Genomic DNA, 12,442 nt, shown 5'->3' with positions numbered 1-12,442 from the left:
TTGACACTACGTGTGACGTGAATAACATGGCGTCATGGATACGATCACACGAACTGACCGCCTGCTCCTGATCCCGCTGTCGACGGCCAACGTGGAAGAAGCCCACAAGGTCTACGGTGACAGCCGCATCTGGACCCACCGCCCGAACGCGCGCCACATGGACATCCGCACCACGCGCGCGCTGACCGAAGTAGCCAGCAACTCCTGGTCCGAGCACCAGCTCGGCCCGTGGAGCGCCTATTTCCGCGACCGCCCCAGCGAGTTCCTGGGCGTCGGCGGCGCCGAATACGTCGACGGCGCCGGTGGCTTCTGGGACATCAAGTACCGCCTCCTGCCGGAGCACTGGGGCCAGGGCATCGCGACGGAGCTGACTAAGCAAGCTATCGACTCCGCCCGCCGGGTCAACCCGGACGCCCCGATCACCATCCGCGTGACCACCAACCACCCGGCCTCCTCGCACATCGCCGAGAAATTCGGGTTGGAGAAGATGTGGGAGGGCCGCCGTGTCGGTACCGAGGACAACCCGGACGAGCCGGACGTGCGCGTCTACGCCGACCGCCAGCTGTCCGCCGAGGTGCTCGAGTTCATTCAGCAGCGTCCTTAATACCGCCCCTAATACCCCGCTGTTGTTGCCGCCTAGTCCCAGTTGGCCGCGGCAACCACGGCGGGGTCTACGTCTAGCCCGGTCCAGCTCACCGAGAGCGGACCGAGCGACTCCGGCTGCTCGGTGTCGACGGCCTTAGCCTTATACAGCTCGAGCAGCGCCAGGAACCGGCCGACCACCTGCATGGATACCGTGCAGTCCCGGGTCAGGGCCGAAAAACTCATCCACCGGGCCTGGCCCAGCAACTTGAGCGTGTCCATGATCTTGCCGGCCTGCTCCGGGACGGACACGGCCACCTGGTGCACGTGCCCGATGCCCACTTCCTCCGGCGGCTTCGGCCGGAAGACGCTGGCGGCCAGCTCCGCAAAGCTAGCCGGGCTATGGCCGAGCCGAACCGGGGGCAGCAGATCCGCGAAGCGCTCTTCCATACTGACCGCCCGCGGGTAGCGCCGCTGCGCGTGGCGCTGCCACTCCGCGAATTGATCCGCGACCTGCTTGTAGGCCTTGTACTGCAACAGGCGCGCGAAAAGCAGATCCCGGGATTCGAGAAGCTCTAGATCCTCCAGGTCATCGACCTCCCCGCGCGGAAGCAGGCGCGCGGCCTTGAGATCCAACAGCGTGGCGGCGACGACGAGGAATTCCGTGGTCTCGTCCAAGTCCGCGTCCACCCCCAGAGCGCGGGTGTATTCGACGAATTCGTCGGTCACCTCAGATAGCGCGAGGTCGGTGACCGCCATCTTTTTGGACTGGATGAGCTGCAAAAGCAGGTCGAAGGGGCCCTCGAAATTATCCAGTGCGATCCGGAAGCCGGTGATTTCGGGCTGAACCGGATCCCCCGCCGGCGCCTCGGCTACCGCGGCTTCGTTCTTAGCCACGCGACGGGCTGGTGCGCTCAATGACCTCGAGCGCCAGGTTGTGGTACTGCGAGGCCGCCTGCGAGCTCGGTGCCCAGGTAGTGATCGGCTCGCCGGCCACGGAGGTCTCCGGGAAGCGGACGGTGCGCGTGATGACCGTGTCGAAGACCTTGTCGCCGAAGTACTCGACCACCCGCGACATGACCTCACGGGCGTGCTTGGTGCGGCGATCGAACATGGTCACCAGGATGCCCAGGATCTCCAGGTCGAAGTTGATGCGGTCGGAAACCTTCTCCACGGTGTCCGTCAGCAGGGCCAGGCCGCGCAGGGAGAAGAACTCGCACTCCATCGGGATGATCACGCCTTGGGAGCAGGCCAGCGCGTTGACGGTCAGCAGGCCGAGGGAGGGCTGGCAGTCGATGATGATGAAGTCGTAGTCACGGCGCACCGGGCGCAAAGCGCGGGCCAAGGTGTGCTCGCGGCCGACCTCGTTGACCAACTGGATTTCCGCCGCGGACAGGTCAATATTGGCGGGCACGAGATCCAGGCCGTCGACCGCCGTGTGCTTGATGGCCGAGTGGATAGAGGTCTGGCTATCCAGCATGACGTCGTAGATCGTGTCTTCAATCTCGTCGTGGGTCAGCCCCAGCCCCGCCGAGAGCGCGCCCTGCGGGTCCAGGTCCACGAGGAGCACGCGGCGGCCGAGCTCCGCGAGGCACGCCCCCATGTTGATGGTCGAGGTGGTCTTGCCGACCCCGCCCTTCTGGTTGCACATGGAGATGATGGTCGCGGGCCCATGGGAATCAAGGGGTGCGGGCTCGGGCAGCTCACGAACCGGCCGGCCCGTCAAGCCCACTTCGACCTCAGAGGCATCGAACAGACCATCGTCGCTCACAGTCACACCTGCTTCCTTGACTAGCTAGCGCGCCACGCAACGCCGGTACCGCAACTAGCAATTACACGCTTGTAATTAACACATTACCCTTAGACCGTAACGCGGCGACACCCAACCGTCACAGTCAAGGCTATTTGGTTGATTTTACGCGCGCGGGTGGGCCGTCCGCCACACCTCGCGGAGGGAATCCGCGCTGACGTGGGTGTAGATCTGCGTCGTCGTCACCGAGGAATGCCCCAGCAGCTCTTGCACGGTGCGCACGTCCGCGCCGCCCTCCAACAGGTGCGTGGCAAAGGAGTGGCGCAGGGTATGTGGGGAGATCTTCTTGGTCAGCCCGGCCCGCCCCACGGCCTGTTGGATCACCGCCCACGCGGATTGGCGCGACAGGCGCTTGCCGCGGGTGTTCAAGAACACCGCCGGGCTTAGTCCGCGGCTCAGAGCCGGGCGCCCGCGCACTAGGTAGGCGTCTACGGCGGCCTGGGCCATCGAGCCCACCGGCACTAGGCGCTGTTTGCCGCCCTTGCCCTCGAGCTTGAGGATGCCTTCGCCCCCGGACACCTCATCCACGTCCACGCGCATAAGCTCCGAGATGCGCGCGCCGGTGCCGTAGAGCATCTCCAGCAGCGCGCGGTCGCGCAGATCCAGCGCGGTGGCTTCCGGTCCGTGCGGCACGGCATCGATGAGCGCGGAGACCTCGTCCACGGACAGCGTCTCGGGAAGGTGGGTGCCGGTCGACGGCGGCGAGACCTCCGCGGCCACATCGACGGCTACCTCCCCCTCGGTCACCGCGAATTTGTGCAGTCCGCGGGCCACCACCAGCGCGCGGTTGGCCGAGGAGGCGGCCAGCGGCTTGTGCCCGGCATAGCCGCGGCGCAGATCCGCCATATAGGCCTCGACCTGGCTGGTGGTGACCTCCCGAAGGTCGCTGACCCCGGCCTGCTCCAGCCATTCCAGGTAACGGTTGACGTCTCGGCGATAGTTGCTCAGCGTATTGCCCGCGGCGCCGCGCTCGACGGCCAAGTGGTTGAGCCAGGTATCCGCCACCTCGCGCAGCGGGCTGTGGTGATCACTCACCGCTGCTTACTCACAGCTTCTTGAGATCGGGGCCGGGCCGGCGCGCCGCGATCGAAGTCGGGCGCAGCTCGAAGGGGGCATCGACCCCGCGCAGGGTACGCCCGCCCTGCTGGTAGGCGAAGGCGGCGAGGATTCCGGCGACCGCGATGGAGTTGACCACCTGGCCGGAAAAGACCATATCGACGGCCTCCCCCAGGTCGACCCAGGCCCGTTCCATGTCAGCTTCTTCGTCGCCCACCGCGTCCAGCAGTTCCACCTCGCGCAGGTTCTGGGCCAGGTAGATCCGGCTGGCCTCCTCGCAGAAACCGGGTGAGGTCACGATGTCGGCCAGGACCGCCCAGTCCTCGGCGGCGAGGCCGGCTTCTTCCTGCAGCTCCCGCTGGGCGCCGTCGAAGGCGGGTTCGTCCTTGACGTCGAGCAGCCCGGCGGGGATCTCCCACAGCCGCTGCCCCACCGAGTGGCGGTACTGCCGGATGAGCGCTACCTGACCCTTATCGTTGAGTGCCACGATGGCGACCGCGCCCATGTGCTCGACGACCTCGCGGTAGGCCTGGTGGTCGTCCGGCATGGAGACCAAGTCCTTGCGGACGGCGATGATCGGAGCGTCCAGGAGGAGCTCAGAGTCGAGCGTTTTAAATTCGTGGGCCACGGTATCCCTCTCGTGCTAGTTGGATTCGGGTTTGGCCGGCGCGGCGGCTTCCGCCGAGGCCGCGGAGCCATAAGCGCCGTGTCCGCCGTCGAGCTGCTCGGCGATCGCCAGGACCGCCGCCATCCGGGCGAAGGAGCGGTCCACCGAATCCACGGTGGACACCTGCGAGTCGGAACCGCGCAGCGAGCCGATCACGCCGTCCGGGGCGGCCTGCTCCACGCGGCCGGCCAGGACGGTGTTACCGCCCACTTCCTCGAGCGCCTCGGCAAAGGTGCCCAGCGTCTCCGTGGCGTAGCCTTCCTTCTCGGAGCCGGTCACCAGCAGCACCGCCTGCGCCGGGCGCATGGTGCCGTCCTCGTAATCGATGAAGCCGGCCTTGCGCAGCGCCTGCAGCAGCTGTGCCCGATCATCGACGCTGGCCAGCGGCTGGGCGTCGTCCGGGTCCATGAGCATGGCCGCCCCCAGGGCCTGGCCGGCGTGCGTGCCGGGCGAGATCTTGTCCTCGCTCAGCTTCGCCCCGGCAGGCAGGGTGTTGGCCACGATGGACTTGAGCTCGTCGGCCTTGTCCTGGGTGAAGAAGTCTTCGGTCAGCTTGAGGTGGCCGGCCTTCGGCGCGCCGGCGCTGTGCAGCAGGGACTGCAGGCCGCGCAGATCGCCGTCGGCGGCGTCCGGGGTGCTGATGACCAGCACCGGGCGATCGCTCAGGGTCTCGCGCACGGTCTCGGAGCTAAATTCCCGCACGACCGAGTCGGAAGAATTGGCCTGGGCGCGAGCGATCTCCTTGTCCTGGACGGCCTTCTCGTAGTCGCTGCTGTCATTGTTGCCGCCACCGGCCTGGGAGGTATCCATGGACGGGGCCAGCACCAGCGCGCCCAGGGCCACGCCGGCGGCTACGCCGAAACCGAGCCCGGCGATGACGCCGCCGGGAACTGCGCTAGAGCCTTTCACTTGAACCACCCTTGGACGGTCAGCGCCAGGTTATTCCAGGTGTCGACGAGGTTGTCGGTAAAGCCGGCGTCGCCGCCGAGGCCGACCACCAGCACGATGACTGCCAGGGCGACCAGGATGCCCAGGATGGCCCACAGCCACGCGCTCCCGCCGCCGCGGTTGACCGTGTAGAGGTTGATGATGGCGTCCGCATCCACCACGCGGGTTCCCGCTTTGACCCGCGACAGGAGTGCGGCCGGAGTGGCGTGCGGGCGGTCGGCGAAGACATCATCCAGATCCACGGCGTTGCCGACCTGCACGATCATCTGGGCGTCGTGGTAGTCGGCCAGCAGCAGAGCCAGGTCCGTCGCGGACTGGGTGGCCGCCGGGAAGGTCATTGCACCGATGCCCAGGTCCTGGATGCGCTCCAAGCCCTCGGCGGTCCCGTCCGGCTCGGCCGGCAGGATCACGCGCGCGCCAGAGCGCAGCGTCTCGGCGGCGATACCCGCCGGGTTGCCCACGATGAGATCCGGCTTGTAGCCGAGCTCCACCAGGGTGTCGGCGGCGGCGTCGACGCCGATGAGGTACGGCTCGTATTCGCGGATGAAGTTGTGCAGGTCCTTGACCTTGCCGCGGTGGCCCTCGGTGTCCGAGACCACGACGACCTTCCGGCCCTGCATTTCGGATCCCGCGTCCGGAACGCCGAGGCCGTCGATAAGCAGCGGGCCCTCGGAGTGGATGAACTCGATGGAGTTGCCGAAGTAGGCCTCCATGTGGTCGATGAGGCCGCGCTGGGCGTTGGCGAACTCGTCCTCGGCCGCGGCACGCTCGACGAGCTTGCCAGTGCCGATCGCCTTGTCGCCGAGGTAGACGGTGCCGTCGTCGGTGATCCGCGCCTTCTTACCGTCGCGGAACTCCGACATGAAGGCCTCGCCCAGGTCCTCGAGGAGAACGACCTCGGCGTCGAGCAGCATGTGCGGGCCATAATTCGGGATGGCGCCCGTGGTGAACTTGTTGAGGTTGATTACGGCAGCAGGCGAAATATCCACCAGGGCCTGGGCCTCCTGGCGGGAAATATCTGCGGCACTAATAACGGCAATATCACCGGCATGGAACTTCTTCATGCCTTTGCCGCCCGGGGTGCAATCGCGCAATGCGCCGTGCAGCCCCGGCAGGTCGTCGTTGCGGGAAAACAAACTCATGTGTGGCATTGTTCCCTGTCCCGGGGCAAAAGTGGTCAAGGCGCGCGGAAAGAAGCGACTTCCGCTTGCGCTTTGTCAAATAATTCCGCCGCGTGGGCGCGGCCGGTGGCCGTGTCGTCGAGGCCGGCCAGCATGCGCGCGAGTTCCTCAATGCGCTCCTGCCGGTCCAGGTTGGTCACGCCCGAGGTCACGGTCTCGTCGGAGACCTCCTTGGCCACGTGCAGGTGGGAGTCCGCGTAGGCGGCTACCTGCGGCAGGTGGGTGACCACGATGACCTGGTGGTTGCGCGCAAGCTTGGCCAGGCGGCGGCCGATCTCGACGGCCGCGCGGCCGCCCACCCCGGCGTCCACCTCGTCGAAGACCATCGTTCCGCCCTCGTTGTCCGCGGAGAGGATCACCTCGAGGGCGAGCATCACGCGCGAGAGCTCACCACCGGAGGCCGAGCTAGCCAGGGGGCGGGCGTCGGCGGCGTCGTTAGGTGCCATCGCCAGTTCCACCTCGTCGGCGCCGGTGCGCGAGTATTTGGCCGGCCGGACGGCTACCTCGATGCGCGCCTTGGGCATCGCCAGCCCGCGCAGCTCCTGGGTCACGGCCTCCGCCAAGTCCCCCGCCGCGCGCGTGCGCTCCCGGGTGAGCACTTCCGCCGCGGCGATCATTTCCTTTTCGGCAGCCGCGACGTCCTTCTTCAGCTCCTCGAGCGCCTCGCTGGAGACATCCATGGTGCCCAGCTTGGCGACGGCCTCGTCCCGCCAGGCGATTACCCCCTGGATATCCGGCGCGTATTTGCGGATGAGTTGTTTGAGCTCCTGCTGGCGGACCAGGGACTTTTCCAACAGGTTGGGGTCGGCCGGCAGCTGGCCGAGGAACAGCCCCAGCTCCCCGGAGATATCCGCCAGCTGGGCGGTGATCTCCTGCATCCGCTCGCCCAGCGCCTGCAGCTGAGAATCCGAGCTGGCAGCCAGTGCCGCCGCGGCGGCACCCAGCTGCGTGGAGGCAGCCTCCTGCTCGGCGTAGCCTTCGCCGGCCGCGGCGCCGCCCGCACCCTCGATGCCCTCCGGGCCGTCGATGCCAGCCAGCGCCGTCGTCGCCGCGTCCCGCAGAGCGTCGACGTCCTGGAGGCGCCGGATCTGTTCGACCAGCTCGGTGTCTTCCCCCTCCGCCGGGCTGACCTTATCGATCTCGTCCACGGCGAACTGCAGGCGGTCGACCTCTTGGGCCATCTCGCGGCGGGATTCGGTTTTGCGCTTGAGTTCGCGGGCCAGCTTGCGCCAGGCGGTGAATTTCTCGGTATAGGCCTCGCGCAGACCGGGCAGCGCCTCGTCGGAGCGGTCCAGGGCCGCCAGCTGTTGCTCCGGCGCGAGCAGGCGTAGCTGATCGTTTTGCCCGTGGATGGTCAACACCTCGCCGGTGAACTCGGCCAAGGTGGCGGCCGGAACGGCCCTCCCGCCTAGGTGGGCCTTGGAGCGGCCGGCTGCCCAGACGGTACGGGTGGTGATGAACTCGCTGTTGTCGTCGGGCTGTCCACCGGATTCCTCCACGATCTCGGCGGCGCGCTGGGAGGAGGTAGCAAAGGTGCCTTCCACGACGGCTTTCTTCGCCCCGCTGCGCACCCGGGAGGCGTCCGCGCGGGCGCCGGCCAGCAGGCGCAGGCCGGTGACCACCATGGTCTTACCGGCGCCGGTCTCACCGGTGAGTACTGTCAGGCCATCGGCGAGCTCGGCGCTCGACTTATGGATGACACCCAGATCTTCGATGGTGATATCGGTTAGCACGCCTATCACTGACTCCTTCCGTGGGGGCGTTTAGCGCTGCGGTCCCCGCCAGCCCTCGACGGGAAGTCGCAACTTGGACACCAGGCGGTCCGTGAACGGATGATCGTCGAGCCGGACCCAGCGCACCGGCCGTTCGCCGCGGACGACCTCGACGCGGGAGCCGGGTGGCATGGCGATCTCGCGGAACCCGTCCATGTTAACCAACGCCGCCGACGTTTCGGAGGCGGATTCAACGGCCACGGTAGATTTCGGGGAAACGACCAGCGGCTTGGTAAACAGCGCGTGGGCGTTGTTGGGCACCACCAGGATGGCATCGAGCTCCGGCCACAACACCGGTCCGCCGGCGGAAAAGGCGTAGGCGGTGGAGCCGGTAGGCGTGGAAATCAGCACGCCGTCGCAGCCGAAGGCCATCACCGGGCGGGCGTCGACCTCCAGGATGGCGTCCAGGACCCCGGAACGGTTGAGGTTTTCCATGCTGACCTCGTTGAGGGCCCAACTGCGGCCGATCAGCTCGTCGTCGGGGCCGGTGACCGTGACATCGATGGTCATCCGATCCTCAATGCGGTACTGGCGTGCCACTACCCGCTCGATGGCCTTATCCAAGGACTCGGCCTCCCATTCGGCCAGGAAGCCAACGTGGCCCAAGTTGATCCCCAGCACCGGCACGTCCACGGCGCGGGCCATGTCCGCCGCGCGCAGGAAGGTCCCGTCCCCACCCAAAACCAACACCAGCTCGCAGCCTTCAGCTGCCGCCGCGGTGTGTTGGACGTGCGGGAAGTCGGGCAGGATCTCGGCCGGGGCGCACACGCGCACAACGATGCCGGCCTCGTCCAGCAACTGCGCCGCCCGGTCCGTGGCCGCCAAATTGGTGCTGCGACCGGCGTGGGGCACCAACAGGATTTCCCGCTCCTGCGAAACCGAATTCTCCTGGCTCACTGCGGCCCCTCCTTGATTGCCTTGTCGATCATTGATTCCAATTCTGCCTGCCCCGGCTGGGTCTGCGCTGCATCGGCGACCAGATGCAGGAAGTATTCCACGTTCCCGCTCGGTCCCGGCAGCGGCGAGGCACACACACCGCGGCAGCTTAAGCCCAGCTCCTGAGCAAAAAGCGCGATGTCGCGCGTGACCTCGGCGCGCAGCTGCGGCGAACGCACTACCCCGCCCTGGCCCAGGCGGTCCTTGCCGACCTCGAACTGGGGCTTGACCATGGGCAGCAAGAAGGCCCCGGGCTGAAGGCAGGACACGATGGCCGGCAGCACCAGCTTCAGGGAGATAAACGATAGGTCGCCGACCATGGCATCGGCCGGCTCGCCGATGGTTTCCAGATCCAGGTGCCGGATGTTAGTCCGGTCGAAGACCCTCACGCGCGGATCGTTCTGGAGGCGCCAGAGCAACTGGCCGTAGCCAACGTCGACGGAGAGCACTTCCTTCGCGCCGTTGCGCAGGCAGACGTCGGTGAACCCGCCCGTCGATGCCCCGGCGTCGAGCACGCGCTTGCCTTCCAACGAGACGTCAAAGGCTTCCAGCGCGCCCAGCAGTTTGTGGGCGCCGCGCGAGGCCCAATCGTCCTCGGCGGCGTGTTCGACCCGGATGGAGGCCTCCGGCTCCACGATAGTGGCGGGCTTGGCCGCCTTGAAGCCGTTGACGAAGACCCGGCCGCCTTTAATCATCTCGACGGCCTGCTCCCGAGAACGCGCGATTTTCCGCCGGACGAGCTCCGCGTCCAGCCTCCTGCGTGCTGGTGGCATTAGTTCTCCTGCAGCGCCGCACGCAGGACCTCGTGGGCGTTGTTGAGTTGGTCGACTTCCTCCGGCAGGTCCCCAGCCGGTTCGTTGAAGATCTCCGCGATCTTCGAGTCCACGTCCTCCGGGCTGACCTGGGTCTGCCGCGGGTCGTGTGGGATCGGACGGGCCATTACCACCACGCCCCGGTGGCCTGGTCGGCGGCGTCGGAGGCCGGGCGCACGTACCGCGGCGGGTGCGGCATGGCCCAGGCCACCTCGAGGACGGTACGCAGCGCCTGCACCGGGGTCGAACCCGGGTCACCCGCGCTCAGGATGATGTCCTCTCCGTCGACGCGGGCGTGGAAACCGCCCTGGGCGCCAGGCCGCAGCTCGGCTTCTGGCAGGTTGATATCCTGCAAGGACTCGCCGATAAAGGTCGGGTGCTGGTCTTCTTCTGCTTCGATGAGCGCCAGCGGGCCGGAGACCCCCGTGAGCACGTGGAAGGTATCGACGCCGGCGGCGTTGCCGCCCTGGATGTCGGTGTCTAAGCGATCTCCTACCGCCAGCGGGGCCTTCGAGCCAATCTCTTGGACGGCCTGGGTGAACATGGCCGCGGCGGGCTTGCCGGCGGAGGCCGGCTCGACACCGGTTGCGGTGGATACCGCAGCTACCAAGGAACCGTTGCCCACGGCCAAACCGCGTTCCATCGGCAGCGAGGTATCCAGGTTGGAGGCATAGAACTTCGCCCCGTTGCGGATAGCCAGGGCCGCCTCGGTCAGTTCCGCCCAACCGATAGCGGGGTCGAAGCCCTGCAAGACAGCTTGCGGGTTATCGTCCGCGCTAGTTACGACGTTAAAGCCCGCCTGCCGAGCCAGCTGTCGGAAAGACTCCGCGCCGACGACGAGCACCGTCGCGCCGGCGGGCAGCTCTTCGCTGGCCAGCTTCAGGCAGGCCTGGGCCGAGGTCAACACGTGCTCCGCATCAGCCTTGATTCCCATGCCGACCAGCTTGTCGACTACCGCCCCGGGGCTCCGGGAAGCGTTGTTGGTGATGTACACGCACGGCAGGCCGCAGGCGTTGATGATATCCACGCTGGCGCCGATGGGCCGGTCGCCCTCCCACACCGTGCCGTCTAGGTCAAGCAGCAAAGAGTCGTGGGACTCCAACAGGGACGCCATCTAGCCGATTTCCTTCACGCGCTCGGCGGCATCGGTCCACTCGCCCTCATCAATGGCGACAGTGTGCTGGAACCAGTCCTTGGCCTCGTCCTTGCGTCCGGCCAACTCGAGCGCGTTGGCGTAGGCGTAGGACAAACGGCAGGCGCTAATCCCGCGGTCGTCCTTGTTCGGGTTCAGCCGGGACAAGGTCACCACGGCGGATTCGTTCTGGCCCAGATCCTGGCGGGCGCCGGCCAAGACGATGGCCAGCTCGATACGGGACTCGTCGTCCAGCTCCTTCGCCTCCGGCTCCTTCGCGAGCTCCAGAGCCTTCTCCGGCTTGCCCAGACCGCGCTCGCAGTCCGCCATCACGGCCATCAGGCCGGGCCCGCCCGAGATACGCCGCGCGGCACGCAGCTCCGAGAGGCCTTCCTTCCACTCTTGGGCGCGGTATGCGGCGATGCCGTTGACCTCCCGCACCACGGAGACCCGCCCCGCGCGGTTTTTCGCTGCCCGGGCGTGGCGCAGGGCCAGCTGCGGGTCGTCGTCCATCCAGGTGGCGGCCATGATCATGTGCTTGGCAACAGCCTCCGCGTTGTCCTTGGACAGCACCTTCAGGTCCTGCAGAACCATCGGGTCGAGGTCCCGCACGTCGATATCGTTCGGGAGATCCGGATCGGCCATACGCTGGTTCAGACGCTCCTCGCGGAAACCGCTGCGCTGCGGGTGGCTACGGCGCTGCTGGGAATTGGACTTGCCCCCGCGGCCCTTGTGGGCCGGCTTGCGACCACCCCGGTTGCCGCCGTTGCCGCGGCGTTCATCGCGGGGGCCTTCCGAGCGCTTCCCGTAGGGCTTGCGACCGCCTTTGTGGCCACCGCCGCGACGCTCTCCGCCGGCGGAATCAAAAGACTTACGGCCACCTTCGTTGTCTGACATACCTAAATCCATTTCTACCATCGCGACAGCAAACTAATACCCGCCCATTCTACTAGGCCCGGGCGCTCAGTTATGAACCCGCACCCGGGGTGAACTAACACCACGTGGCCCAAGAACCGGCAAGCCTAGTGCGGGCATGAAAAAGCGCCCGGTAAGACAGTCATCGGGTGACTGCCCTACCGAGCGCCTTTAGTTATTGAGTTATTTTTCGTTTGGTGTCGGCGGTAACCTACTCTCCCACAACCTCCCGGTTGCAGTACCATCGGCGCGACGCAGGCTTAGCTTCCGGGTTCGGAATGGGTCCGGGCGTTTCCCTGCCGCTATTGACCACCGACAAACATCCGGGACACTCTTGGTGCCTGGTTTTTCGGGTGTTGTGTCAGATACTGCATAGTGGACGCGAACACGACAAAATGAACGATGTCTTGCTTTGCTTTTGCTTGTTCCACACCGCTTAACATTATTTAAGCTTGTGTGGTGTTGGTTGTTTGGCCGATTAGTACCAGTAGCCTCCACATCTTACGATGCGTCCAGGTCTGGCCTATCAACCCGGTAGTCTTCCGGGGGCCTAATAATGAAACCTCATCTTAAAACAGGCTTCCCGCTTAGATGCTTTCAGCGGTTATCCCTCCCGTACGTAGCCAACCAG

13 protein-coding genes and 2 rRNA genes are annotated in these 12,442 nt (G+C 66.4%); 1 reads left to right on the top strand and 14 read right to left on the bottom strand.

The features are described from left to right. The first annotated feature begins 34 nt into the window (after positions 1-34). Entirely contained in the window at positions 35-604 is a 570-nt protein-coding gene (locus ACEE23_RS00075; protein ID WP_368519395.1) for a GNAT family N-acetyltransferase, read from the top strand. A gap of 32 nt (positions 605-636) precedes the next feature. Here ACEE23_RS00075 and ACEE23_RS00070 read toward each other — a convergent pair whose 3' ends face one another. The 14 genes from ACEE23_RS00070 to ACEE23_RS00005 form a co-directional block, all read right to left on the bottom strand. Continuing rightward, entirely contained in the window at positions 637-1,479 is an 843-nt protein-coding gene (locus tag ACEE23_RS00070; RefSeq protein ID WP_448872325.1) for a segregation and condensation protein A, read from the bottom strand. Beyond that, on the bottom strand, positions 1,472-2,353 hold the full coding sequence (locus ACEE23_RS00065; protein WP_368519434.1) for a ParA family protein: 882 nt from the start codon (positions 2,351-2,353) through the stop codon (positions 1,472-1,474). The genes ACEE23_RS00070 and ACEE23_RS00065 overlap by 8 nt, the downstream gene beginning before the upstream one ends. 144 nt (positions 2,354-2,497) lie before the next feature. Next, complete coding sequence (gene xerD, locus ACEE23_RS00060) at positions 2,498-3,427, bottom strand: site-specific tyrosine recombinase XerD (RefSeq protein WP_448872327.1); 930 nt, start codon at positions 3,425-3,427, stop codon at positions 2,498-2,500. Positions 3,428-3,437: 10 nt separating this feature from the next. Next, complete coding sequence (locus tag ACEE23_RS00055) at positions 3,438-4,076, bottom strand: NUDIX domain-containing protein (RefSeq protein WP_448872329.1); 639 nt, start codon at positions 4,074-4,076, stop codon at positions 3,438-3,440. A gap of 15 nt (positions 4,077-4,091) precedes the next feature. Further along, positions 4,092-5,024, bottom strand: a complete 933-nt coding sequence (locus ACEE23_RS00050; RefSeq protein ID WP_448872331.1) for a copper transporter — start codon at positions 5,022-5,024, stop codon at positions 4,092-4,094. After that, on the bottom strand, positions 5,021-6,214 hold the full coding sequence (gene steA, locus ACEE23_RS00045) for a putative cytokinetic ring protein SteA (RefSeq protein WP_448872333.1): 1,194 nt from the start codon (positions 6,212-6,214) through the stop codon (positions 5,021-5,023). The genes ACEE23_RS00050 and steA overlap by 4 nt, the downstream gene beginning before the upstream one ends. A gap of 26 nt (positions 6,215-6,240) precedes the next feature. Continuing rightward, on the bottom strand, positions 6,241-7,977 hold the full coding sequence (gene recN / locus ACEE23_RS00040) for a DNA repair protein RecN (protein ID WP_448872335.1): 1,737 nt from the start codon (positions 7,975-7,977) through the stop codon (positions 6,241-6,243). Positions 7,978-8,007: 30 nt separating this feature from the next. Then, entirely contained in the window at positions 8,008-8,913 is a 906-nt protein-coding gene (locus ACEE23_RS00035; protein WP_368519401.1) for an NAD kinase, read from the bottom strand. Continuing rightward, a complete protein-coding gene (locus tag ACEE23_RS00030) occupies positions 8,910-9,725 on the bottom strand; it encodes a TlyA family RNA methyltransferase (RefSeq protein WP_368519402.1) in 816 nt (271 codons plus the stop codon). Before ACEE23_RS00030 ends, ACEE23_RS00035 begins: the two co-directional genes overlap by 4 nt. Next, a complete protein-coding gene (locus ACEE23_RS00025; RefSeq protein WP_290226144.1) occupies positions 9,725-9,892 on the bottom strand; it encodes a hypothetical protein in 168 nt (55 codons plus the stop codon). The genes ACEE23_RS00030 and ACEE23_RS00025 overlap by 1 nt, the downstream gene beginning before the upstream one ends. Continuing rightward, positions 9,892-10,878 carry an HAD-IIA family hydrolase gene (locus ACEE23_RS00020; RefSeq protein ID WP_448872338.1) on the bottom strand — a complete coding sequence of 329 codons (987 nt, stop codon included), beginning with the start codon at positions 10,876-10,878 and terminating at the stop codon, positions 9,892-9,894. Before ACEE23_RS00020 ends, ACEE23_RS00025 begins: the two co-directional genes overlap by 1 nt. After that, positions 10,879-11,793, bottom strand: a complete 915-nt coding sequence (locus tag ACEE23_RS00015; RefSeq protein ID WP_368519404.1) for a hypothetical protein — start codon at positions 11,791-11,793, stop codon at positions 10,879-10,881. A 216-nt stretch (positions 11,794-12,009) separates the two neighbouring features. Then, positions 12,010-12,128 (bottom strand): 5S ribosomal RNA (gene rrf, locus ACEE23_RS00010). 140 nt (positions 12,129-12,268) lie between these two features. Then, positions 12,269-12,442 (bottom strand): 23S ribosomal RNA (locus ACEE23_RS00005); the annotation flags it as partial.

Source organism: Corynebacterium sp. 32222D000AT, assembly GCF_053546955.1.
The sequence above is the reverse complement of the archived record's forward strand: the minus strand, read 5'-3'. Positions and strand labels throughout refer to the sequence as shown.